The 24234-nt window shown below is 67.3% G+C and carries 22 protein-coding genes and 1 pseudogene; 12 read left to right on the top strand and 11 right to left on the bottom strand.

Annotated elements, in window-relative coordinates; translation table 11 throughout:
* Positions 1–39 precede the first annotated feature (39 nt).
* From sdhA to P3102_RS04025, 3 genes are all read left to right on the top strand, one after another.
* A complete protein-coding gene (gene sdhA / locus P3102_RS04035; protein ID WP_276366621.1) occupies positions 40–1794 on the top strand; it encodes a succinate dehydrogenase flavoprotein subunit in 1755 nt (584 codons plus the stop codon).
* A complete protein-coding gene (locus P3102_RS04030) occupies positions 1794–2564 on the top strand; it encodes a succinate dehydrogenase iron-sulfur subunit (protein WP_007032047.1) in 771 nt (256 codons plus the stop codon). The genes sdhA and P3102_RS04030 overlap by 1 nt, the downstream gene beginning before the upstream one ends.
* Before the next feature lie 168 nt (positions 2565–2732).
* Positions 2733–3698, top strand: coding sequence for a hypothetical protein (locus tag P3102_RS04025; RefSeq protein WP_276366619.1), 966 nt, complete (start codon positions 2733–2735; stop codon positions 3696–3698).
* 79 nt (positions 3699–3777) lie between these two features.
* On the opposite strand, the gene P3102_RS04020 is transcribed toward P3102_RS04025, so the two are convergent.
* Positions 3778–5001 carry a M14 family zinc carboxypeptidase gene (locus tag P3102_RS04020; RefSeq protein ID WP_276366617.1) on the bottom strand — a complete coding sequence of 408 codons (1224 nt, stop codon included), beginning with the start codon at positions 4999–5001 and terminating at the stop codon, positions 3778–3780.
* Positions 5002–5161: 160 nt separating this feature from the next.
* On the opposite strand from P3102_RS04020, the gene P3102_RS04015 reads away from it, so the two are divergent.
* Positions 5162–6079: a DUF4064 domain-containing protein gene (locus tag P3102_RS04015; protein WP_276366616.1), complete on the top strand. Its 918-nt coding sequence runs from the start codon at positions 5162–5164 to the stop codon at positions 6077–6079.
* A gap of 347 nt (positions 6080–6426) precedes the next feature.
* Here P3102_RS04015 and P3102_RS04010 read toward each other — a convergent pair whose 3' ends face one another.
* Positions 6427–7842 carry a S8 family serine peptidase gene (locus tag P3102_RS04010; protein ID WP_276366614.1) on the bottom strand — a complete coding sequence of 472 codons (1416 nt, stop codon included), beginning with the start codon at positions 7840–7842 and terminating at the stop codon, positions 6427–6429.
* A gap of 78 nt (positions 7843–7920) precedes the next feature.
* The gene (locus P3102_RS04005) at positions 7921–8175 is read right to left on the bottom strand and encodes a hypothetical protein (RefSeq protein ID WP_276366612.1); all 255 of its coding nucleotides are present in this window, start codon (positions 8173–8175) and stop codon (positions 7921–7923) included.
* Positions 8176–8218: 43 nt separating this feature from the next.
* On the opposite strand from P3102_RS04005, the gene P3102_RS04000 reads away from it, so the two are divergent.
* Positions 8219–9457, top strand: a complete 1239-nt coding sequence (locus P3102_RS04000; RefSeq protein ID WP_276366610.1) for a D-alanyl-D-alanine carboxypeptidase family protein — start codon at positions 8219–8221, stop codon at positions 9455–9457.
* A gap of 348 nt (positions 9458–9805) precedes the next feature.
* On the opposite strand, the gene P3102_RS03995 is transcribed toward P3102_RS04000, so the two are convergent.
* Together P3102_RS03995 and trpS are read right to left on the bottom strand one after the other, a co-directional pair.
* Positions 9806–10828, bottom strand: coding sequence for a YhjD/YihY/BrkB family envelope integrity protein (locus P3102_RS03995; RefSeq protein ID WP_276366609.1), 1023 nt, complete (start codon positions 10826–10828; stop codon positions 9806–9808).
* A 41-nt stretch (positions 10829–10869) separates the two neighbouring features.
* Positions 10870–11889, bottom strand: coding sequence for a tryptophan--tRNA ligase (gene trpS / locus P3102_RS03990; RefSeq protein WP_276366607.1), 1020 nt, complete (start codon positions 11887–11889; stop codon positions 10870–10872).
* 163 nt (positions 11890–12052) lie between these two features.
* On the opposite strand from trpS, the gene P3102_RS03985 reads away from it, so the two are divergent.
* On the top strand, positions 12053–12799 hold the full coding sequence (locus P3102_RS03985) for a serine protease (RefSeq protein ID WP_276366605.1): 747 nt from the start codon (positions 12053–12055) through the stop codon (positions 12797–12799).
* A gap of 459 nt (positions 12800–13258) precedes the next feature.
* On the opposite strand, the gene P3102_RS03980 is transcribed toward P3102_RS03985, so the two are convergent.
* Complete coding sequence (locus tag P3102_RS03980; RefSeq protein ID WP_276366603.1) at positions 13259–13606, bottom strand: hypothetical protein; 348 nt, start codon at positions 13604–13606, stop codon at positions 13259–13261.
* A gap of 398 nt (positions 13607–14004) precedes the next feature.
* On the opposite strand from P3102_RS03980, the gene P3102_RS03975 reads away from it, so the two are divergent.
* Entirely contained in the window at positions 14005–14889 is an 885-nt protein-coding gene (locus tag P3102_RS03975) for a glycoside hydrolase family 19 protein (protein WP_276366601.1), read from the top strand.
* 354 nt (positions 14890–15243) lie between these two features.
* On the opposite strand, the gene P3102_RS03970 is transcribed toward P3102_RS03975, so the two are convergent.
* Positions 15244–16152, bottom strand: coding sequence for a hypothetical protein (locus P3102_RS03970; RefSeq protein WP_276366600.1), 909 nt, complete (start codon positions 16150–16152; stop codon positions 15244–15246).
* Positions 16153–16611: 459 nt separating this feature from the next.
* Positions 16612–17418, bottom strand: a complete 807-nt coding sequence (locus P3102_RS03965; RefSeq protein ID WP_276366598.1) for an exodeoxyribonuclease III — start codon at positions 17416–17418, stop codon at positions 16612–16614.
* 56 nt (positions 17419–17474) lie between these two features.
* On the opposite strand from P3102_RS03965, the pseudogene P3102_RS03960 reads away from it, so the two are divergent.
* Positions 17475–18218, top strand: a pseudogene (locus P3102_RS03960) (MBL fold metallo-hydrolase).
* A 60-nt stretch (positions 18219–18278) separates the two neighbouring features.
* On the opposite strand, the gene P3102_RS03955 reads toward P3102_RS03960, so the two are convergent.
* Positions 18279–18584, bottom strand: coding sequence for an SH3 domain-containing protein (locus P3102_RS03955; protein WP_276366596.1), 306 nt, complete (start codon positions 18582–18584; stop codon positions 18279–18281).
* A 195-nt stretch (positions 18585–18779) separates the two neighbouring features.
* A complete protein-coding gene (locus P3102_RS03950; RefSeq protein WP_276366595.1) occupies positions 18780–20003 on the bottom strand; it encodes an NADP-dependent isocitrate dehydrogenase in 1224 nt (407 codons plus the stop codon).
* A gap of 238 nt (positions 20004–20241) precedes the next feature.
* Here P3102_RS03950 and P3102_RS03945 point away from each other — a divergent pair, with 238 nt between their 5' ends.
* The 3 genes from P3102_RS03945 (at position 20242) to P3102_RS03935 (ending at position 22449) form a co-directional block, all read left to right on the top strand.
* A complete protein-coding gene (locus tag P3102_RS03945; protein WP_276366593.1) occupies positions 20242–20754 on the top strand; it encodes a hypothetical protein in 513 nt (170 codons plus the stop codon).
* Positions 20755–20835: 81 nt separating this feature from the next.
* On the top strand, positions 20836–21432 hold the full coding sequence (locus tag P3102_RS03940; RefSeq protein ID WP_276366591.1) for a hypothetical protein: 597 nt from the start codon (positions 20836–20838) through the stop codon (positions 21430–21432).
* A 21-nt stretch (positions 21433–21453) separates the two neighbouring features.
* Positions 21454–22449 carry a DUF2203 family protein gene (locus P3102_RS03935; protein ID WP_276366590.1) on the top strand — a complete coding sequence of 332 codons (996 nt, stop codon included), beginning with the start codon at positions 21454–21456 and terminating at the stop codon, positions 22447–22449.
* 371 nt (positions 22450–22820) lie between these two features.
* On the opposite strand, the gene P3102_RS03930 is transcribed toward P3102_RS03935, so the two are convergent.
* Entirely contained in the window at positions 22821–23324 is a 504-nt protein-coding gene (locus P3102_RS03930; protein ID WP_276366588.1) for an Lrp/AsnC family transcriptional regulator, read from the bottom strand.
* 46 nt (positions 23325–23370) lie between these two features.
* Between P3102_RS03930 and P3102_RS03925 the strand changes: the two genes are divergently transcribed.
* Positions 23371–24231, top strand: coding sequence for an NAD-dependent epimerase/dehydratase family protein (locus tag P3102_RS03925; protein ID WP_276366586.1), 861 nt, complete (start codon positions 23371–23373; stop codon positions 24229–24231).
* The last annotated feature ends 3 nt before the right edge of the window (positions 24232–24234 follow it).

Genomic DNA, 24234 nt, shown 5'->3' with positions numbered 1-24234 from the left:
ACCACACAGTGCTCGATTCCTGATAAGCGGAGCATCCCTATGCAGTTCCACAAGTACGACGTGGTGATCGTCGGCGCCGGTGGCGCCGGCATGCGCGCGGCCATCGAGTCCGGCCAGCGTGCCCGCACCGCGGTCCTCACCAAGCTCTACCCGACGCGTTCGCACACCGGTGCCGCCCAGGGCGGTATGTGCGCCGCGCTGGCGAACGTCGAAGAGGACAACTGGGAGTGGCACACCTTCGACACGATCAAGGGTGGCGACTACCTGGTCGACCAGGACGCCGCCGAGATCATGGCGAAGGAAGCCATCGACGCGGTCCTCGACCTCGAGAAGATGGGCCTGCCGTTCAACCGGACGCCCGAAGGCAAGATCGACCAGCGCCGCTTCGGCGGGCACACCCGTGACCACGGCAAGGCCGCGGTACGCCGCGCCTGCTACGCCGCGGACCGCACCGGGCACATGATCCTGCAGACGCTGTATCAGAACTGCGTCAAGCACGGCACGGAGTTCTTCAACGAGTTCTACGTGCTCGACCTGGTGCTGACCCCGGACGAGGACGGCAACCCGGCCGCTTCCGGCGTCGTCGCCTACGAGCTGGCGACCGGCGAGCTGCACGTCTTCCAGGCGAAGTCGATCGTGTTCGCCACCGGCGGCGCGGGCAAGATCTTCAAGACGACGTCGAACGCGCACACCCTCACCGGTGACGGCCTCGGCATCATCTTCCGCAAGGGCCTGCCGCTGGAGGACATGGAGTTCTTCCAGTTCCACCCGACAGGTCTGGCCGGGCTCGGCATCCTCATTTCCGAAGCCGTGCGCGGTGAGGGCGGCATCCTCCGCAACGCCGACGGCGAGCGGTTCATGGAGCGCTACGCCCCCACCATCAAGGACCTCGCGCCGCGTGACATCGTCGCCCGGTCGATGGTGCAGGAAGTGCTGCAGGGCCGCGGCTGCGGGCCGAACAAGGACTACGTCGTCCTCGACGTCACGCACATCCCGGAAGAGACGCTGAACGCGAAACTCCCGGACATCATGGAGTTCTCGCGGACGTACCTGGGCGTCGACCCGGTCACCGAACCGGTGCCGGTGTTCCCGACCTGCCACTACGTGATGGGCGGCATCCCGACCAACATCCACGGCGAGGCGTTGCGGGACAACGAGAACGTCATCCCCGGCCTGTACGCCGCAGGCGAGGTGGCGTGCGTTTCCGTGCACGGCTCGAACCGGCTCGGCACCAACTCGCTGCTGGACATCAACGTGTTCGGCCGCCGGGCCGGCATCGCCGCCGCCGAGTACGCGCTGGCGCACGAGCACATCGAGCTGCCGGAGAACCCGACCCGCGTGGTGGAGGACCAGCTGGCCCTGCTGCTTTCGGAGCACGGTGACGAACGCGTCGCCGACATCCGCACCGAACTGCAGCGGACGATGGACTCGCACGCCTCGGTGTACCGCACGGAAGACACGCTGAAGCAGGCGCTGACCGACGTGCAGGCGCTGAAGGAGCGGTACAGCCGCATCACCGTGTCGGACAAGGGGAAGCGGTACAACACCGACGTCCTCGAGGCCGTCGAGCTGGGCTTCCTGCTCGAACTCGCCGAGGTCCTGGTCGTCGGCGCCCTGGCGCGCAAGGAGTCCCGCGGCGGCCACGCGCGCGAGGACTACCCGAACCGCGACGACACGAACTTCATGCGGCACACCATGGCCTACAAGCAGGGTTCCGAGCTGACCGCCGACATCCGACTGGACTACAAGCCGGTGACCTTCACCCGCTACGAACCGATGGAGCGGAAGTACTGATGACCACGGCAACCCCCGAGAAGTCGGAGGCCGTGTCCTCCGACCACACGCCGATCACCGTCACGCTGAAGATCCTCCGGTTCAACCCCGAAGTCGACACCGAGCCGCACTGGGAGTCCTACGACGTCCCGGCGCAGCGCACCGACCGGCTGCTGAACCTGCTCTTCTACGTGAAGGACTACATCGACGGGACGTTCTCGTTCCGGCGCTCGTGCGCGCACGGCGTCTGCGGTTCCGACGCGATGCAGATCAACGGCATCAACCGGCTGGCGTGCAAGGTCCTGATGAAGGACCTGCTGGAGACCGGCGGCAAGAAGACGACGATCACCATCGCGCCGATCAAGGGCCTGACGACGCTCAAGGACCTTTACGTCGACATGGACCCGTTCTTCGAGGCGTACAAGGCCGTGAAGCCGTACCTGATCGCCTACGGGAACGAGCCGACGCGTGAGCGGATCCAGTCGCAGGCCGACCGCGACCGGTTCGACGACACGACCAAGTGCATCCTGTGCGCCTGCTGCACGTCCTCGTGCCCGGTGTACTGGAACGACGGCTCGTACTTCGGCCCGGCCGCGATCGTCAACGCGCACCGGTTCATCTTCGACTCGCGTGACGAAGGCGCCGAAGAGCGGCTCGACATCTTGAACGACTCCGAAGGTGTCTGGCGCTGCCGGACGACCTTCAACTGCACCGACGCGTGCCCGCGCGGCATCCAGGTGACGAAAGCCATTCAGGAAGTCAAGCGCGCTCTGCTCTTCAAACGCGTCTGACGCTTCTGACTCGGTCGGTAAGTACATGAAGGCCCCCTTCCTTGCGCTAGGCGCAAGGAAGGGGGCCTTCATGTACTTGGAGCTGAGTTATCCACAATGGGGCAGTTATCCACAGGTCGGTAAATCGGCTCTAGCGGGACAGGTCGCTTCGGGTTCACGCTGAGCTACATGACCAAACGGGGGAGATGGGCTCAGCATCCCGAACTGCTGCACGAACGGAGTCGCAACGGCGTCGTCCGCGCATCCGAGCTGGAGAGCCTCGAGATGAGCAGCCGGACGATCTACACCCGCTGCCTTCCCGGCGGCCCCTGGCAACGCTTGCTGCCGGGCATCATCCTGTTGCACAACAACGAACCCACGAGCGAGCAGCTCGTGACCGCGGGGCTCCTGCACGGCGGGGCGGACGCGGTTCTCACCGGATTCGAAGCCTGTCGGCGGCACGGACTGCGCACACCCACGATGCCGCCGAACACGGGTCTGCATCTGCTGATCCCGCATGATCGGAAGATCCGCAGCACCGGCTTCGTGACGATGGAACGGACGATCCATTTGCCGTCTCCGGTCCTCCGAAACGGAGTTCCCTTGGCGCCGTTGGTCCGGGCCACGACGGACACGGCGCGACAGCTCGGGGACGCCGAGTGGGTAGAGGCGCTCTTGATCGAAGCGATCCAGAAAGGCGGATGCCATCCGAAGGCTTTGCTTCGCGAACTTGATCACGGCTCACTTCGAGGTACCGCTGTACCGAGGCGCCTGCTCACGAACTGGGTGGATCTCCGTTCCATGGCCGAATCACGCGCCAGAGTCCTCAGTCAGCGCATGCCGGCCCCACCGACTCACTGGAACGCGGCGATCTATGACCGGCAAGGCAACTACATCGGACGTCCCGACGCGTTGTGGAAGGACATCGGTCTCGTCTGGGAAATCGACTCCTTCGAGTTTCATTTCCGCAAGTCGGACTATGCGCGAACCGTCGAGCGCAATACTCGGTATGCGGCGGCGGGCCTCGTCGTCGTGCAGACTCTGCCAACCCGATTGCGAGACGATCCCGATGGCGTCCTCGCCTCCCTCACCGCCGCACACGACATCGCCGCGGGCAGACCCGGGCCCGACATTCACCTGGCGACAGCTGCCTGAAGTACATGAAGGCCGCCTTCCTGTACCTAGGCGCAAGGAAGGGGGCCATCATGTACTTAAGAGGCAAAGCAGACAGCCGCTACTCCAGAACGCGGGCGAGTGCCGCGGAGGAGGAAGCGGCGGTTCCGGGCAGCCGGTCGAAAGCCTCCGGATCGAGGTAGTCGACAGCGCCCGTGCTCACGTCCCGAAGCATGGTGTACAGCCCGGCCAGCACCGCGCGCGTGAAGTGCTCCCGGTGCCGCTGCCCCAGCGTCTGCGTTTGCCCGCGCACCTCGAACAGCACCGTGCCGGTCCCGTTCAGGGCGAACGAACACCGCGCCTGCCCCGGCAGATCGCGATCGGCGCCGTGCGGATACCGCGCGCCGACGAACCCGCGTGCCGTCATGCCGGTGAAGGCGCTGATCGCCAGCTGCCGCGATTCGTCCTTTGTGTACACATCGCGGTACTTCGCGTACTTCTGGCCGGGCGCGAAGAACTTGTCGGGCAGCGGCGGGTAGTCGATGCCGACGTCGAGAAGCCGGTTGCTGCCTTCCTGCCGGACGCAGGCGCCCTGATGGTGCAGATCGACGTAGACATCGGGGACCTTCCCCCGCTGCTCGGTCAACCTGGCGTACACCGAACGCAGTGCCCGCGCCTCGGGCGTGACGAACCAGCCCGGCTGGTCGGGCGCGCCGGGGAAGTCCTCCGCGCGCGGGACGTAGTTCAGGTCCGGGTTGAAGTCGCGGTTGACGTCGAAGCCCGGACGTTTCCGGTAGTCGTCGCCCTGAAGGACGTCGCTGAGGTAGTTCCAGGCGGGTGGCCGGTCCTTGAGCTGCGGAAACTTCCGCTGCACTTCGGCCCACGAGAGGTCGTTGCCGCGCCGGTCGAGTTCGGCGCCGTCCGGGTTCAGTTTCGGGACCGCGACGAAGGTGATGGTCTTCCGCAGCCGCTCGGCGTCCCGCGATTCCGACGTGCCGAGGTAGTCGAGGATGCGCAACAGCGCGTCGGTCCCGGTCTTCTCGTTCCCGTGGATCTCACTGGAAACCACGAAGACCTTCGGGCCGGTACCGACGGTCGCCTGGTGGATCACCCGCCCGCGGTGGGACCGCCCGACCTCCTCGACCGCCACCCGTCCCTTGCTCACGCGCTCGAGCCTGCCGAGTTCGCGGACCAGCTCGCGATAGTCGGTGAACTCGCTGATGGGCAGCTCCCGAGGCTCCTCGCTGCAAGGTGCCACCGGAGCCGCCACCGCCGCGGGCGTGCTGACGAGCGGGAGCACCGCCAGCCCCACCACCACGGGAACCAACCGACCGAACACCGACATCGTGAACTCCCCACTGTCGAAGGTGTTCCCAACGTAACCAGCGGGACCCGATCGCGAATCCGACGAAAGGTGCTTCACCGACTCTGAAGCCGTTGGAAACGGTACGTGACTGAGATAGCCTGGAGAGTCACCAAGCCGGTGATCGAGGGGCGGCGAGGGGATGACGGCAGGTTCGGAGCTGCGTGCGCTCCTTTCGCAGCGATTTCTCCCGTTGATCGCGGAAATCGAAGAACTCGTTTACAAGCACGGTTACATCCGTGTCTTCGGCGGCACGGTCACGATGCTGGGCTTTGTCGGCCTGCTCGGCCAGGTACTCGGCATCGCCTGGCTCAGGACGGTTTTCGCCACCGTCGCCGGCGTCCTGTTCGTTTTGGCCGCACTGGTTTCGTTCGCGGGAACGCAACGACAACGCAACAAACTCGTCAACGTGGAGAACATTCTCCACGACTACGCCGACAGCATGCACACGGATTCACCGATCGTCCTCCGCGAGTGGCGGCAGGAAACCATCGTCGAGAACAACGGTGACGTCTACTGCAAACGCAACATCATTCTCAATGCCGCCGCGGACGGCAAGCCGAGATACGTTTCACTCAAGATGGCCTACTACGGGATAACTCCGTTGACCGCCAGGGCGAAACGGCGCATCTCATGCAAGGCGTATCACGCGAGGCCGGAAAGCGCTGCCGAACGCACCCGAGCGAAGGCCACCTCGGTCTGGAAGAACTCGAAGGCCGGCCAACCTCGTCTCGACATCTATGTCCACTTGGGGAACCGGGTCGCGGACGGTGACCTCGTGACCGTCGAGTGGTGGTGGCCGAAGATGTCGGCGGACCTGATGAACGGCACCGAGCCGGAGGACTTCGACGTGGTCTTCGACAAGCAGGTCTGCAAGTTCACCCACCGCGTCGTGTTCCGCAACGTCCTGAACCCCGCCTCTCTCACCGTGCGCAACCAGGGCGCGCGCAATTTCAAGAAGAAGGTGCGGAACAACGACGTGATAGTCGAGTTCTCCGCTCGTGAGCCCCAAATGAGCCAGCGGATGGGCTTCGTCGCGGACTACACGCGTAACGGCTGACGCTCCGGCATGGGTGAAAGCTCGACCTCATGCCGGAGCCAGGCGATGGGCTAGTTGCCGCCCGTCTCGGAACCGCCGGTCATCATGTGTCCATTCGCGAGGTCGAACCTGACATCCCCATCGAGCGATGTGGAAGTGGGCACCCTAACGCAGGCCCCTGGAGACTCGCTCGGTGTGTCACCCCATTGAGCTTCACTCACGAGCTTACCTCGTCGGAAGACCGTCAATACCGAAAAACCCGGCACGTGATCGGGCGATCACCGACCGAATCCTGCTTTCGCGCAAGTCCGAAAACGAAACCGGGGCCCGCCCGCGAAACGCGGACGGGCCCCGGCACTCGAAAAGATCTACTTCACCGCGTCCAGGGCGTTGACGCGGCCGTGCCCGTAGTAGGAGTTGTTCTTCGCCGGGCCTTCGCAGACCGGCGCCGCGGTGCCGCACGCGACGGCGTCGGCCTGGTGCTCCAGCAGCCAGGTCAGCAGCCGCGGCGGAGCGTGGCGGTAGCGGGACGCCAGCAGCGCGGCGACGCCGGCGGCGTGCGGGGACGCCATCGAGGTGCCGCACTTGGTGCCGTAGGCACCGTTGAAGATGGTCGACAACGGGCAACCGGCGCCCTGACCGGTCGGCGGCAGCTGGGCGCGGTCACCGCCGGGGGCGGTCACCTCGACCTGGCCGGCACCGAAGTTGCTGTAGGACGACTTCGTGCCCGCGTAGCCGATGGCCGACACGGTCACGACGCCTTCGATCGCCTTCGGCAGGATCCCGCAGCTCGAGTCGACGGGGTGCGGGCGGTTCGGGTCGGTGGTCTGCTTCGTGACGTCGAAGCCGCTGTTGCCGGCGGCGGCGACGTTCAGCACGCCACGGCCGGTCGAGTAGACCACCGCGCGGCGGACGGCCTCGTACGCGGCCGCGTCGCCCGGCTCCTTCGAGCAGTAGAACATGCCGGGGTCGATGTAGTAGCTGTTGTTCGTGACCGGGAAGCGGTGCTTCGCCGCCCACATGAACCCGCACACCGCGGCCTCGGGAAGGATCAGGCCGTCGTCGTTCACGACCTTCACCGACGCCAGCTTGACGCCCGGCGCGACGCCCGTGAAGCCGCGCGCGGTGTCCTTGCCGGCGATCGTGCCGGCGACGTGCGTGCCGTGGTCGGAGTTCGTGGGCGCCCAGGCGGCGGGGGTGGTGTCGGGCGCGCCCGAGTTGCAGCCGGCGGACGCCTTCGGGTCCAGTGCCCCCTTCAACGCGGGGTGGGTCGGCTCGATGCCCGAGTCCAGCACGCCGACGGTCACCGAGCGGCTGCCACCGGAGACCTTGTTCGCCTCGGGAGCCTGGATCGCCCGCATGTCCCACTGCTGAGCCGACAGGTCCTCTTCGACGGCGACGCTGGTGGTCTCTTCGTTCTCCTTGGTGTCGACCACGGCGGAGCGGGTCGAGCGAGCGGTGGCCGCCGGCGGGAACGCCACGTCACGGCCGCCCGAGTAGGCGCGGAAGACGCCGATCTTCGCCTGGAAGTCGGCGTTGCGCGAGGTCGCCACCGCGACCCCGATCTCCGGGTAGTACGCGACCTTCTCGCCGCATTTGGCGCGCAGCTCGGCGTCGACCTTGCGCTCCGGGGTGCGCGGGTCGTAGAGCACCACGTAGTTGAACGGCGCGCTAGCGGTGTCGCACTGGGGTGCGGGCGCGGCGCTCACCGACGGGGCCGCGAACACACTTCCCGTCGCCGCCGCGACGAGCGCGGGGACGAGCAGGCGTCTGATCCGGGACATTCCACCTCCATGATTCGGTGGAGTGAACGTAAGGGAGGCGGAGCCCGGCCACCACCGTCAAAAGGACGACAGACCTGATCAGGCGTCAGCCTTTTCCGCGTCTCGTGACTTGGCGCCACGGAGCGTGCGCAGACCGATGAGCCCGATGACGGTGCCGAGCACGAACGAGACCACGGTCAGCACCGCGTGCACGATGAAGTAGGCGGTGGGTGAGCCGTCGGCGGCCCAGGCGCGGTCGCTGTCCCAGAGATTCTTGGCGAACGTGATCCAGATGATCCACGACCACACGCCGAAACCCAGCAGGAACATCGAAGTACCTCGCGAAATGCGCATGCCCCTGAGTATGCAGCGGGCCCGGCGACGCTACATTGCTCGGGTGCACAGCGCTATCTCCCGGTCGCTCATGGTCCTCGTTTCCGGTGTGCTCGCCTTCGCGGTGACGCCGGTGGCCACAGCCGCTCCGATGCCACCAGCCCAGGCGCAGCCGTGCGCGAACAAGACGACGCCTCCCGCGCCGGTCGACACCTCCGAGAAACCGCGCCCAGGGGAGGCCGCGCCGGAGCCGTTGCCGGTCCCGCCGGTGCCGGTGGGTGGCGACCGGATGGCCGAATGCGGGCTCGTGCTGCCGAAGCGCGCGCTGAACCCGCCCGAGGGAAACACCGCCGCGTCCTGGGTGCTGCAGGATCTGGAAACCGGCGACGTCATCGCCGCGAAGGATCCGCACGGCCGCCAGCGGCCCGCCTCGCTGATCAAGGTCCTGCTCGGACTGGTGGTGGTCACCGAACTCCCGCCGGACAAGGTCGTCGTGCCGACCAAGGAGGACGCCGAGCAGGAGTGCACCTGCATGGGCATCGCCGCGGGTGGTCAGTACACAGTGGACCAGCTGGTGCACGGACTGCTGATGCACTCGGGGAACGACGCGGCGCACGCGCTCTCCACCGTGCTCGGCGGCGTGGACGCGACCCTCGCGAAGATGAACGCGCTGGCCACCAACATCGGCGCCACGGACACCCGGGCCGCGACACCGTCCGGGCTCGACGGCCCCGGCATGTCGACCTCCGCCTACGACATGAGCCTGATCTTCCACCACGCGATGAAGAACCCCGAATTCGCCAAGGTGGTCAAGACCAAGAGCTTCGAGATCCCGCCCATCGCGGGAAAACCCGTCGTCACGATCTACAACGACAACAAACTCCTCGGCCACTATCCCGGATTCACCGGCGGGAAGACCGGGTTCACCGATGACGCGCGCCACACCTACGCCGGCAGCGCGGTCCAGAACGGTCATCGGATCGGGATCGTGATGCTTCGCGCCGAGCAGCGGCCGACGCGAGTCACCGAACAGGCCGCGAAGCTTCTCGATTACGGCTTCGCGCTGCGTGAAGCCAAAGCCGAACCGGTCGGGCGGATCGACTACAAGCCGACGGAATCCGTGAACGCGGAAGTGGCCAAGCCCGCTCCGAACGCCGACGGCTCGTCGAACAGCGGGGCCGCCGCCACGGCCGAAGACCCGTTCGGAGTGACGGGCTGGATCATCACGCTGGCCGTCTTCCTGATCATCGTGGTGTCGTTCGTCGTCGGTCACCAGCGCAAGAAGGCCATGTCGGGCGAGTAGCCCGGATCGGCGGACAGTGGCCACCCGGGCCACTGCCCTTCGGTCTCCACTCGTGAACCGTTCGGGGGACGGCCACGGGTGTTCCCCGATCTCACGTACTCGTTTCCGGGGTGTCCTCTTCCCTGCGAAGACTCGCGTTCCTGTTCATCCTGCTCGGTTTCGGCTCGGTCGCGATGACCTACACCGACCGTCGGTTCGTCCTGCCGATGTGGGCCGAGGACTACCAGCCGGTGCTCGGCGTCGTCGTCGGCGTTGCCGGGGTGGCCCTGCTCGTCGCGGGCCTCGTCCGGAACAAGAAGGCCGCGCAGGCACAGCCGGCGCCTGTCACGCCGGAACCCGGCCGGCAAGTCAGGACTTTCGGCGGCCGAGCCAGCCCAAGAGCGCGCCGGTCGCGAAAGCCCCGCCGACGGTGCCGAGTCCCGGCCCCTGCTGAACGGTCACCCTCGGGTGGATCAGCACCGGGGCCGGCGGCTCGACGACCGTCTTCGCGTTCTCCTTCGCCGTCGCCGTCCACGCGGTGACGAACAGCAGGAACCGCGAGACGAGGTTCGCGAACACGAGCAGGCCGATCACCGGGCCGAACAACGTGAACGCCGGTGATTTCGTGACACTGCCGAGGTAGAAGGTCGCCGCCTGCTGGAGCACGATGAACCCGACCGCGGCGAAGATCGCGCCCTTGATCGCGCTGCGCAGCGCGACGTGCTCACGAGGCAGCCTCGCGATGACCCACAGGAAGACCAGGGTGTTCGCGAGCAGGCCGAGCACGATCGTCGCGACTCTCAACAGGAACACGGCCCAGGCCTGGTTCTCGAGACCGACCAGTTCGAGCAGGAACCGCCCGACGCCACTGCCCGCCGCGGTGAGACCGAACGAGACCACCAGTGCGACACCGAGTCCGACGAGGGACAGCAGATCCTTGATGGTCGTCGAAACCAGCGGCAGCTTCTGCTTTTCCTGGCCCCATTGAGCGGTCAGCGCGTCCCGCAGGTTCGACATCCAGCCGACGCCGGAGTACAGCGCGAGCAGCAGACCGAAGACCCCGATACCGCCGCCGGAGTCCAGCGCCGCCTTGATGATGCTGCCGGCCAGCTCGCTCAGCCCCGCCGGGACCGACTTCTTGATGCCGTCGACGAGCTGGTTCGTCACCACCTGATCACCGGCGAGCACGATCTTGATGGTCGCGAAGGCGACCATCAAGATCGGGATCACCGAAAGCACGCTGAAGTAGGTGATGGCGGCGGCGTAGTGGTTTCCGTACCGCTCGGTGAACGCGTCGTTCGCCCGGATGAGGTGATCGAGCCAGCCGTACTTCCGCCTCAACCGCGGTAACAGCTTGTCCTCTTCCGGCTTCGCGCCGTCGTCTTTCGCCACCGTCAAACGCTAACCACACAGCGACGACATCGCAGCGCGAATCAGGCCACCGGGGGAAGGAACCCGATGTTCTCGTAGACGTTCCGCAAAGTCACCGAAGCGACTTCCCTGGCCCGTTGCGCGCCGAGGGCCAACGCCTTGTCGAGCTCGGTGACGTCGTCCAAGTAGGACTGGACGCGCTCCTGCACCGGCGTCACCCACTCGACGAAGGCCTCCGCGACACCCTTCTTCAGGTCGCCGTAGCCCTTGCCTTCGTAAGAGCTCTGAAGGTCGGCGACCGGCTGGTCGGTCAACGCGGAGAGGATGGTCAGCAGGTTCGAGACGCCTGGCTTGTTCTCGGTGTCGAAGACGATCTCGCGGCCCGTGTCGGTGACCGCCGAGCGCACCTTCTTCGCCGACTTCTTCGGGTCTTCGAGCAGTTCGATGAGTCCGTTGCCGGTCGACGAGGACTTGCTCATCTTCGCGGTCGGGTCCTGCAGGTCGTAGATCTTCGCCGTGTCCTTGACGATATGCGGCTCCGGCACGGTGAACGTCTTGCCGTAGCGGTTGTTGAACCGCTGCGCGAGGTTGCGAGTCAGCTCCAGGTGTTGCCGCTGGTCCTCGCCGACGGGGACCTCGTTCGCCTGGTACAGCAGAATGTCCGCGGCCTGCAGCACCGGATACGTGAACAGGCCGACGCTGGCGCGATCCGTGCCCTGCTTCGCGGCCTTGTCCTTGAACTGCGTCATCCGGCTCGCTTCGCCGAACCCGGTCTGGCACTCCAGCACCCACCCCAGCTGGGCGTGCTCGGGCACCTGGCTCTGGACGAACAACGCGCTGCGGGCCGGGTCGACGCCGAGCGCGAGCAGTTGCGCGGCCGAGCGGCGCGTCCGGTCGCGCAGCACCTTCGGGTCCTGCTCGACGGTGATCGCGTGCAGGTCGACGACCATGTAGAAGGTGTCGTGGGTGTCCTGCAGCCGCACCCATTGCCGCAGCGCACCCAGGTAATTGCCCAGGTGGAACGAGTCGGCGGTCGGCTGGATCCCGGAGAGCACCCGCGGGCGCTTCAGTTCGTCGGACACGCCCGGATTCTCTCAGGCCACCTCCCGGCAGGTCATCCGGCCTCACCCCGGCCGAACGGTCTAAACGGTTAAAGGCCACATACTTCCGACGGTTCTGGGCAAGGTGCCCGATTCCTAGCGTTCATGGCACCGGATCTTCCGGCCACACCGAAGGAGAACCCAGATGAAGGCACGATCCCTGCTGATGGGCTTGGCCACGGCGGCTGCGGCCGTCTTCTCGCTTTCCGGCGTCGCGGCGGCCGCCGAGCCCACCGGAGGCGTCCAGCCGAACATCGTCGGCGGCGGCAACGCGACGCAGGTCTATTCGTTCATGGTGTCCCAGCAGTCGAGCGGCGGCGGGCATCAGTGTGGTGGGTCATTGATCAGCTCGACCTGGGTGGTCACCGCGAAGCACTGCGGCACGCCGTACCAGGTGCGGGTCGGCACCACGAACCGCACCAGCGGCGGCACCGTGGCCCGCGTGGCCCAGCGGATCGCCCACCCGAGCGCCGACCTGGCGCTGCTGCGGCTCTCGACGGCGGTTTCGCAGGCGCCGGTCACGATCGCCGACACGTCCGGGCCCGTCGGCACCGCGACGCGGATCATCGGCTGGGGCCAGACCTGCGCCCCGCAGGGCGGCTGTGGTGCCCCGATCACCCTGCAGGAACTGAACACCTCGATCGTCGCCGACAGCCGTTGTCTCGGGATCAGCGGTGCCAGCGAGATCTGTACCAACAACCCCGGCGGGAACAAGGGTGCCTGCTACGGCGACTCGGGCGGCCCGCAGGTGAAGCAGGTCAACGGTGTCTGGCAGCTGGTCGGCGCCACCAGCCGCGCCGGGAACAACAGCAGCACCTGCGCGACCGGGCCGTCGATCTACGTGGACGTCCCCTACTTCCGCAGCTGGATCCGCACCAACTCCGGAGTCTGATCCGGTTCCCGCGTCGCCCCACCGGCCCCGGGGGCGACGCGGGCCCAGCCGGTTCAGCAACGAACCGTGCGGAAGTTCGAACAGCCGCTCCAGCAGCGCGACCGCCTTCAAGGAGTCGCACCGCTCGGGGCGGCTTCTTCCGGTCCGCCAGTAGCTCAAGGTCGCGACACTGACCCGGACGCCCTGCTGGGCGAGTCGGTGCCGGATCCGGTCGAGGCCGAGACCGCTGTCCGTGATCGCCCGGTCCAGCGCGCGCGGGAAGGGGTCACCGGGCCGGCTGCGACGCCGCGTCACCGTCATGGACCCGAGCGTGGCGATCAGCGGGCGGCTAAACAATCCGGGCGGGACTAGGTGTACCTACCCAAGAAATCCGCCGCGTCGCCTTCAGCGGGCTAACCGCGATCCGCAGGCGTGTCGACTTCAGCGGGCTAACCGCGATCTGAACCGGGATGGCGCAGGTCAGAGGCGTTGCCGACGGATAAGGGCGTCGTCCGCGAGTACGGCCTCGGCCATCGCGGCGACGTGCGGGGCGGCGGGCTGGGCCGGGACCGCGAGAGCGGGGGCGGGGGCGGGGGCGGGGGCGACGGCGGCCGCGCGGGCCTTCCGACGCTGACGGAACACGCCGAAGGCCATACCGACGATGCCGAGCGCGACGGCGACCAAGCCGACCGGGCCCAGAAGACCGAACGCCATCTCCGAGCGCGACGCCATCTCCGCGGCCGACGCCGGACCGGCGCCTCCGACGAGCAGGGCGACGGGGATCGCGACGACCGCCGCGGCCCTTGCCGCGGGCAGGGCCGATCGCATCAGGAGATGAACTGGGCTCCGCACCGGAGTGCCTCCCGTGACGTGACTTTGCCGAATCAGAACGCTAACCCGAACGAGTGAGCATTTCCAGACTGCTGGTCAAAAAACTACCGAGCGTGTCAAGACTTGGGGGTCTGATCAACTCGAGGCCCGAGAATAGCCCCTCACAAGGGGGTTCTTTCGAGCACCCCTCTTCCCGGAGTTGTCGACGGCCGAATCTGTTTCCGGCAAAAGCGGACAGCGTTACGCCATTCGGCTCTCTCCACGGGGCCGAACAGGCAAGATCCACCTTTCTCCGGTTGGTTTCTGCTCCGCAATGGTCTATACCTATTGGCCATACCCCTTAAAAGGTATAGACCAATCTCCCTGCATGCTCCCCTCGTACGAAGGAGCCACCGATGTCTCTTCGACGTATTCTCGCGGCGGTCGCCGCCACCTTCGCCGCCACCACGGTCGCCGTGGTCGTCCCGGCCCAGTCCGCCTCCGCCGCGGACTGTGTGGCACCGTGGAACGCGAGCTCGGTCTACCGGGGCGGCAACACCGCCTCCCACAACGGGCACAACTGGTCCGCGAAGTGGTGGACACAGAACGAAACCCCTGGTAAAACGCAGGTCTGGGCCGATCAGGGCGCCTGCGGCGGCACGACCAACCCGCCGGATCCGTCCGGCTTCGTGGTCAGCGAGGCCCAGTTCAATCAGATGTTCCCGAGCCGGAACCCCTTCTACACCTACAAGGGCCTCGTCACCGCCCTCAGCGCGTACCCGGCCTTCGCCGGCACGGGCAGCGACACGGTGAAGAAGCAGGAAGCGGCCGCCTTCCTGGCGAACGTCAACCACGAAACCGGCGGCCTCGTCCACATCGTCGAACAGAACCAGGCCAACTACCCGCACTACTGCGACACGAGCCAGTCGTACGGCTGCCCCGCGGGCAACGCCGCGTACTACGGCCGCGGCCCGATCCAGCTGAGCTGGAACTTCAACTACAAGGCCGCCGGCGACGCGCTGGGCCTGCCGCTGCTGACCAACCCGTGGCTGGTGCAGAACGACGCGGCGGTCGCCTGGAAGACCGGCATCTGGTACTGGATGACCCAGAACGGCCCCGGCACGATGACCCCGCACGACGCGATGGTCAACAGCCGTGGTTTCGGTGAGACCATCCGCAGCATCAACGGAAGCATCGAGTGCAACGGCGGCAACCCGGCCCAGGTGCAGAGCCGCGTGAACAAGTACCAGCAGTTCACCGGCATCCTCGGCGTCGCTCCCGGGAACAACCTGTACTGCTGATCGCTCCAGGGAACCGAAGGGGCCTTTCACCGCATGTGACGCGGTGGAGGGCCCCTTCGGGTTTCATCGAGGACACCAGCAGGCGGCGCAGCGCGGCGTCCAGGACACCCAGGTCCTCGCCCAGTGGCGACAGGAGCTTCGCGACATTCGCCGCGTGCTCGGTCATCGCGGCGTCGGCGACCTCGAATCCGCGCCCGGTCAGCGTGACCCCGAAACTGCGCCGGTCCTCGGGGTTCCGCCTACTGGAAAGGTGGGCCACGACGAAGCGACCGTCCCAGGTTTCTTGGACAGTCAGGAAAGATTCGACAACCACTTCGTCGAAAGTCCAGTGTGGACGGAAAGCGCCAAGGCACGTCAGTAACCGCGCGGCGGGTAACCCGGCGGCGGATACCCGGGATGCGGGTACTGCGCCGGCGGGTACTGGGGATGCGGATATTGGGGCGGCGGATATCCCGGCTGCTGCGGCGGATACGGCGGCGGGCCGTACTGCGGTGGGGGTGGATACTGCTGCGGATAACCGGGATTCTGCGGCGGATACGGCTGCTGCGGATGCTGGGGTTGTTGCGGGTACTGGGCTTGTTGCGGGTACTGCGGCTGTGGTGGCGGTGGCGGGGCGGGCTGACCACCGCCGAGGTGGAACGGCAGCAGCGACACCAGCTGCGCGAGCTTACCGAGCGTCGCGAGGATCTCGTCCGGTTTGATCCGGCCGAACGTCGGATTCTCGACGTAGACCAGTTCCGCGCCCACCAGCGACCAGGTGTGCAGCTTCGACGAGCGCATCGTGGCGGCCACTTGCGGCGTCAGCACGCCGACCGCGACGTTCGGGTCGGTGTCGATCAGCTTGTACCAGCGGTTGAACTTCCGGTCCGCCGTGGCGGGCTCGGGATACTGCTCGACGTCCCAGGCGGACTCGATGCTCGACACGATCTGGAAGTTCGGCATCGGCGCGGGCAGGGTGACCACCCAGACCGTGTCGATCGAGATCGTGTCGAGTTCGTTGACCTTCTTGTTGGTCCACCGCGTGTGGACGCTCGTGACCGTCGGGCGGCGGTGGTAGTCGAAGACGCTGAACCGCAGCCCTTGGTACGCGCCGCTCAGCGCGCCGAACGCCATCCGCTTGTCCCCGCGCTGGGTGAACGGCAGCACCGTCCACCGCTCCAGGAGGTTCGGCGCGTCCGGGCTGAACTCCCACCCGTACTGGCCGGACATGGCGTAGCGCTCGGCGTTCGTCGCCTCGATACGCCTGGCTTCGTTCGTTTCCATCGCAACCCCCGGATCTCCCGCGCGCAGGCTATCCGGAGTACTTCGCCGGCGCGTGGTCGGACCTACGCATCTCGCGACCGCCGCTGCACACCGATCAATCCAGGCACTCTCTCGGTAAGTACCTGCCACACCAAGGCATCGTCAACCGTCGCTTGACCATGGATCGGAACGCGGCATGGCGTTCGACCGGTAACCCTCGAAGTCCTCGCCCTCACTGAACTCGCCCACCAGCTCCGCCGACCTCAAGACATCCGGAGACGAGGGCGAGCGTCCCGCTGCATGGATCAGAGCCGAACGAAGCGAGGCGGCGCACCGCGCGTGTTCGGCAAAGCCCCTCGATGTCACGCTTCTTCGATTCGATCGACTCGTGCACGACCGCCGCCTCCTGAGTCCGATCGTGCCTGACCGGATCCCGAACGTCACGGCGAACAGCCGTGAAGCGAACATCCGGCCGACCGCTCAGTCCCTGTACGTCGCCGTCACCGGCGCGTGATCGGACCAGCGCTGGTCGTAGGACTCCGCGCGCTCGACCACGACGGAAGTACACCGCTCGGCCAGCCCGGGGGTGGCGATCTGACAGTCGATGCGCCAGCCCGAGTCGTTGTCGAAGGCCTTCCCCCGGTACGACCACCAGGTGTACGGGCCGGGGCCTTCCGGATCGAGCTTGCGCTGCACGTCGACGTACCCGGCCTCGGTGAACACGCGGCCGAGCCACTCCCGCTCCTCCGGCAGGAAGCCCGAGCTCTTCTGGTTGCCGCGCCAGTTCTTCAGGTCGATCTTGTCGTAGGCGATGTTCCAGTCGCCCACGACGACGACCTCGCGGCCCCCGGCCACCGCTTTGGCGCGCAGGTCGACGAGGTACGGCAGGAACGCCGCCATGAAGCGCTCCTTCTCGTCCTGACGCGGTGTGCCGACGTCACCGCTGGGCAGGTACAGACTCGCGACCACGACGTTCGGCAGGTGGACCTCGGCGTACCGGCCGCTGTCCTCGAATTCGGGCTCGCCGAACCCGATGCGGACCTCTTCCGGCTCGGCCCGGCTGAAGAGCATGACGCCGTTGCGCCCCTTCTGCGCCGACGGCGCGTGCACCACGTGCCAGCCCTCGGGCGCGGCGGCACCGGCCGGAAGCTCCTTGAGCTCGGCCCGGACCTCCTGGCAGGCGACGACGTCGGCCTTCGTCGAGCCCAGCCACTCGACGAAGCCCTTCTTCGCGGCGGCACGGAGGCCGTTGACATTCACAGTGGAGACGGTCAGCACCCGTCGCACGCTACCCGGAGGGTCCGACAGAACCGGAACGGCGTGCGTTCTGCGAGACTGCCCGCCTGAGTGAGCTGACCGTGCCGGGCAGCTGCGGCGCCTGGCCGGAACCGGGGCGGGCCTGCGCCCGGCTTCCTCCTGGTCCACGAGGGTTTCAAGGTCGTACTCGACCTCGGTTACGGCGCCGCGTCACGGCTGTTCGCACACTGTCCCGGCGGCCGGGTCGACGCGGTGGTGGTGACACACGAACACCCGGATCACTGCGCCGACGTGAGCGCGCTCGGACGTGCCCGCGCCTTCGGGCTGCCGGACGAGCCGAGGATCCCGCTGCACTGCACGCCGGGCACGGTGCGGCGGCTCGAAGCGATGGAACCGCGGCCGCATCCGACGACGATCTTCGACGTGTACGACCTCGGCTCGCCGCGCGAGGTCGGGCCGTTCCGGATGACGACGTTCCTGTTGCCGCACATGTCCCGAACCACGGCGTCCGGCTGACCGCGCCCGGCCTCACCGTCGCCTACACCGGGGACAGCGGGCCGAGCCCGATCCTGGCGGAGCTGGCGCGCGACGCCGACCTGGTCATCACGGACGCCACGGTGCAGGGCCCTTCGCCCGACGAGACGCCGCGCCTGGTGTCGAAGGCGGGTGAGGCCGGGTACTGGGCCGAGCGCGCGGGTGCCCAGGGGCTGCTGCTGACCCACTTCTGGCCAGGCTCCGACCGCGAGGTTTCGGTCGCCGAAGCGCGGAAGGAGTTCAGCGGTGAGGTGCTGGCGGCCGAGGAAGGTGCCCACTTGCGTTTAGCGGCCTGACCGCGATCCCGCAGGTCAGGGGGCAGATCGCGGTTAGGGGGCTAAACGCGAAGCCGCAGGTCACGGGCCGCATTGGGCGCCTTGGACCGGGGTCACGAACTCGGCGGAGACCCATTTGCCCTCGGCGACCTTGCGGAAGCCGTTCTCCACCACCGGCAGCGCGTCGATCTTCGCGTCCTTCACGTACTTGCCGACGATCTTCTGCCCAGCGGGGGCGTCGCGCGCGTTGAGCACGTCGGCCGTCACCACCACCTGGCACCCGGTCGGGCTCGACGCGCTGGACTCCCTGTCCTGTCCCGAGATGGCGACGACGACGAGCAGCGCCAGTCCGCCACCGACGAACAGGACCGGTTTCGAGATGGCCATGATGGTCACTCCTCGAACAAGGGAATCGTTTTCCGTCCGGTCCAGAGTGGCAGAAGCCGGGGCGGCCGCCCAGCTCCAGAATTGCCAACCACCCGGAGGCGCCAACGGGCCGGCGGGCGTACTACCCACCGTCACAAGTACGTGAAGGCCCCCTTCCGGCGAGGGAAGGGGGCCTTCACGTACTTGACGAAAGACTCAGCCCTGGGCGATCTTCTCGGCCAGGTTGGCGTCCAGCGTCGCGAGGAACTCCTCGGTGGTCTGGAATGCCTGGTCCTTGCTGATCAGCAGCGCGAGGTCCTTGGTCATCTTGCCGCTCTCGACGGTCTCGACGACGACCTGCTCCAGCTTGTTCGCGAACCCGATCAGCTCCGGGTTCGAGTCCAGCTTGCCGCGGTGCTCGAGGCCCCTGGTCCACGCGTAGATGGACGCGATCGGGTTGGTCGAGGTCGGCTTGCCCTGCTGGTGCTGGCGGTAGTGCCGGGTCACGGTGCCGTGCGCGGCCTCGGCCTCGACGGTCTTGCCGTCCGGGGTGCGCAGCACCGACGTCATCAGGCCCAGCGACCCGAAGCCCTGCGCGACGGTGTCGGACTGGACGTCACCGTCGTAGTTCTTGCAGGCCCAGACGTAGCCGCCCTCCCACTTCATCGCCGCGGCGACCATGTCGTCGATGAGGCGGTGCTCGTAGGAGATGCCCTTGGCGTCGAAGTCGGCCTTGAACTCGGCCTGGTAGATCTCCTCGAACACGTCCTTGAACATGCCGTCGTAGGCCTTGAGGATGGTGTTCTTGGTCGACATGTAGACCGGGTACTCACGGTCGAGGCCGTACTGCAGCGAGGCGCGCGCGAAGTCCTCGATGGACTTGCGGTAGTTGTACATCCCCATGGCGACGCCGCCGCCCTCGGGGAACTTCGCGACCTCGAACTCCATCGGCTCGGAGCCGTCGTCCGGGGTGTAGCTGATGGTCAGCGTGCCGGGGCCGGGGACCTTGAAGTTGGTCGCCTTGTACTGGTCACCGTGCGCGTGACGGCCGATGATGATCGGCTTGGTCCAGCCGGGCACCAGCCGCGGGATGTTCTGGATGACGATCGGCTCGCGGAAGATCACGCCGCCGAGGATGTTGCGGATCGTGCCGTTGGGCGAGAGCCACATCTTCTTCAGGCCGAACTCTTCGACGCGCGCCTCGTCCGGCGTGATCGTGGCGCACTTGACGCCGACGCCGTGCTTCTTGATCGCGTTGGCCGAGTCGACGGTGACCTGGTCGTCGGTGCGGTCTCGCTCCTCGATACCCAGGTCGTAGTACTCCAGGTTCACGTCAAGGTACGGGTGGATCAGCCTGTCCTTGATGAACTGCCAAATGATGCGGGTCATCTCATCGCCGTCGAGCTCGACGACGGTGCCCTGGACCTTGATCTTGGCCATGAGCAGCGGTGCTCCTTCCGCGGATCTTCGCGTTCTTCTTCAGTCTCTCCGGTAGCGGTACAAGCGTACTGCTTAACGGTCCTGGATGGTTCCGGTAGTGGGCGGTATCAAGTCTCCACGAGGCCGTTGTGACCGACGTCACCGGTCGGGCGACGGCCATCCGACCGTCACGGAGCCGCGCGGGCCGCGACATCATCGAACAGCACTCCTCCGCCGGCCCACCGGAAAGGGCGGTCCCATGACGAACAACCCCTACGCCGTGCCCTCGTACGAACAGCCTCAGGCCCCGGAGCCTTACGGCGCTCAGCCTAGGCAAGCGAGCCGGGCCGTGCCGCGCGTGCTCAGCGCGCTCGGCGGAGTGCTGCTGACACCTGTCGCTCTCGGCCTGGTGATCTACGGCGGTTCAGAGCTGCAGCGCGGCTTCTCGCAGTATCTGTCCGTCGGTGAAGACCCGCTCGACCTGTTCTTGCTGGCCCTCGGCGGTGTGCTCCTGCTCGGCGTCGCGCTCCTCGGGGTGCTGTCCGGGATCGGGCCCGTAGTGGGCGGATTGATGTGGGGCGTGCTGCCGGGGCTGACGTTCCTGCTGAGCCCGCAGGACATCATGAGCCTCACCTACGACATGACCGGGGCGAGCCTCGGGACGGGCTTGGTGACGTGGCTCGTGATGGGCGCCCTGTTCGCGAGTGGATTCCTGCTCGTCGGGGCCGGTTTGGTCGGCACCCTCGCGCGGCGCCGCTCGAATCGCGTTTAGCGGGCTGAACGCGCGCCGCGGAGATCGAAGTGAACCGAAGGGGGCTGACCTCCGTAGTGCGGGTAAGGGAGGTGACCCGCCATGTCATCGCACCGGTACGTCGCGGAGTACGACGACGAGGACTACCAGGAGTACGGCGAGTACGAGCACCCCGGAAACCCGCGAGACCCGCGGAGGCCGTACGAGGACGTCGAGTCGTACGAACCGTACGAGCCGCCCTTCGACGACGACCTGGGCGCCGAAGACCCGTGCGCGGGCAGAGGCGTGCGTCGCGTCCTCAGCGGCGCGGGCGGTCTCATCCTGACGCCGGTCGCGCTCGGCCTGTTGTCCTGGGGCGGCCTGCGGCAGCAGATGCTCGTCCAGGCGACGCTCGGCAACCAGCGTGACGTCTTGAGCATCGGCCTGCTCGCAGGCGGCGGCCTCCTGCTGTTGGCGGTCGGGCTGCTCGGCGCATTGTCGGCGACCGGACCGATCCTCGGCGGTCTCGTCTGGGGCGTCGCGCCCGGCGTGGCGACCATCGCGGTCCCGGAATGGGGCTTCCGGCTGGTGAAGTACCTGCCGCGGAACGACGTCACCCACGGCGTCACGAGCTGGCTCTTCATCGGCGGACTGCTCGCGACGGGCTTCCTCCTGATCGGCGCGGGCCTCGCGTCGAGACTCGCCCGGCGGCGCCGCTGAACGGGCTGGGACCATCGGCGCATGGGTCTGTTCACCGTTCCCGAAGCCCGCGCCGAGCTCGTCCGGCTACGCCCCGTGCTCGACGAGCTGGTCCGGCTTCGCGCCGACGCGGCCGAACTCGCCGCGTCCCTGCGTCCCGGCGGCCGGGAGACCGCGCTCGGCGGGATGCCGGAGTGGAAGGCCGCGCAGGCCAGGTTGGACGATCTGATGACGACCGTCCAGCGGACGGGCGCGGAGCTGAAGGGGTTCGCTCCGCTCCTGATCGACTTCCCCGCCGAACTCGACGGCGTCGACGTCCTGCTGTGCTGGCTCGAAGGTGACCCGGAACTGTGCTGGTATCACCGCGTCGACCTGGGTTTCGCCGGCAGGCGCCGCCTCCCGGACAAGGTCGCCGTCGTGAGCGAGGAGCTCGCGGCCGGGTTGTTCGACGGCATCGCCGCGCACTACGACGAAGACGGCTTTCACGGCCTCGTCGCCGACGCGCTCGTCGATGGCCTCGGCCTTGTGGCGCCCGGGCGAGTTCTCGACGTCGCGACCGGTACGGGCGTGGCCGCGTTCGCCGCGCTGCGCCTGGAGCCGAGTGAAGTGCTCGCGATCGACATCTCGCCGGGCATGATCGCCCAGGCCGAGTCGAAGGCGGCCACGCACGATCCCGGCGGGCTCATCACCTGGCAGGTCGCATCGGCGGTTCCGTCGCCGGTGGAGGACGAAGGCGCGGACGCCGTGCTGTGCGCGTCTTCGCTGCACTTCCTCGGCGCGGCCGCGCTCCGCGACTGGCTGCGGGCGCTGCGCCCGGGCGGCAGGGTGGGTTTCAGCCTGCCGCTCGCGTCGGCGTTCCGGCCGTCGGAGGCGTTCGCCGCCATCGTCCCCACCGATCTGACGCTGCCGGAAACCGAGGACGAGGCGGCGGAACTGGCCTCCGAAGCGGGTTTCACCGAGGTGACCGTGAAACGCCTCGACGTCGAAACGCCGGACCGGACCCGGTCGGTGTTCGTGGTGCACGCGACCCGGCCCTGAGACCTACAGCGTGTGACAGTGGCGCTAAGAACGGCACGCACTTCGGCGCGGGAGCGCCTTCCGGGTCGAGCGCCTGGAGGATCAGGCTCGTCACGTTCGGATCGATCGCCAGGCTCAGCTGCCCGGCAACGTCCGCGCCGCAGCGGTCCTGCACCACGATGTCGGTCGTGCCAGGGACGGTGATCGTGAACGTCAAAGCCGCGACAAGCGTGGTGAGGATCCTTTGGTCTTCGCGGCACCGCAGTGGTGACCCGAGCCCGCATCCCTTCTTCCGGTTACTCGTCGGTATGTGAGGCGTGCCATCATGCGTCACAAACCGGCGAGCGAAACCGGTGGAACGACCAGGGTGGGGCGCCGCCCCTTGTGCCGGATCACAAGGGCAGCAACACACGCCGCTCGATCGGGCTGGACATGACGATCGACGTCGTCGTGGCGCCCAGCGTGGACAGATCCTCCAGCAGATCTTCCAGGTGATCGGTGTCGCGCACGGCGATCTTGAGGATCCAGCAGTCCTCCCCCACCACGTGGTGCAGTTCGAGGACTTCCGGCCGGTCCATGATCTTCCGGGTGCGCGGATGCCGGACGGTGAAACCGCTGTGCGGCGCCATCCGCACGAACGCCCGCAGTCCGAGGCCGACCCCGGACGGCGAGACGAGCGCCGCGTAGCCGGTGATCGTGCCGTCGGCTTCGAGCCGTTTGACGCGCTCGCCGACAGCGGCGGGGCTCAGCGAGACACGCCGCCCGAGCTCGCTCAAGGTGATGCGGCCTTCCTCCTGAAGAAGTTCGAGGAGTCGCCTGTCGATCACATCCAGTGAGCTTTCGGTGAAACCACGATGCGGCCGAGGTTCTTTCAGCAATTCCGCCGATTCACCCATGTCATCCCCTTCAACCGACCGGATCACCACCATAACACTGGTGGACATGAAGAAAGTGCTCGTGCTGGGCGGGAGCCGGTACTTCGGCCGCGAGGTGGTCGAGCGGCTTCGCGACCGGGGGCTGGACGTCACCGTGCTCAACCGCGGCTCCACTCCGGCGCCCTCCGGCGTCGCCCACCTGATCGCCGACCGCGACGACGAAGCCGCGCTGAAGGCCGCGCTGGGTTCGCGTTCCTTCGACGTCGTGCTGGACCAGGTCTGCTACACCCCGGTCCAGGCGGCGATCGCGCGCCGCGTCCTCCGTGCGGGCCGGTACGTGATGACGTCCACGATCGAGGTCTACGACCAGGTCCGGGCGGAGACCCCGATGACCGAGGCGCTGATTTCCCGCTCGACGCCCGACTTCGGACTTCCGTGGCACGACGAGGATTTCCTCGAAGCACACTACGGCGAAGGCAAGCGGCAGGCCGAGACGGTCTTCGCGGTGGGAGACACGCCGTTCGCTTCGGTGCGGGTCGCGCACGTCCTCGGGGGCGACGATTTCACCGGTCGGCTGCGGCATTACGTCGAACGGCTGGACGCGGGGGACGCCGTGGCGATCCACGCGGAACCGCGGCCGTCGACGTTCGTCCACGCGCGTGAGATCGCGGCTTTCCTGGCCTGGGCGGTGATCGCCGACTTCACGGGGCCGGTCAACGCCGGTTCCCGCGGCGAGCTTTCCGTCGTGGACATCGCCCGGGCGATTTCGGGCGAGCCCCGGTTCCGGACCGTCGAGCGGGACGCCTCGCCGTTCTCCTTCGACCGGTACGCCGTCCTGGACACCTCACGCGCGGCCGGTCTCGGCTTCTCTTTCTCCACCTCCACCGATTGGCTCAGCGAAGCCGTCGAAGCCGCCAGAAAGGCTTGACCA

It is taken from the genome of Amycolatopsis sp. QT-25 (genome assembly GCF_029369745.1).
Classification (GTDB): domain Bacteria; phylum Actinomycetota; class Actinomycetes; order Mycobacteriales; family Pseudonocardiaceae; genus Amycolatopsis.
The sequence above is the reverse complement of the archived record's forward strand: the minus strand, read 5'-3'. Positions and strand labels throughout refer to the sequence as shown.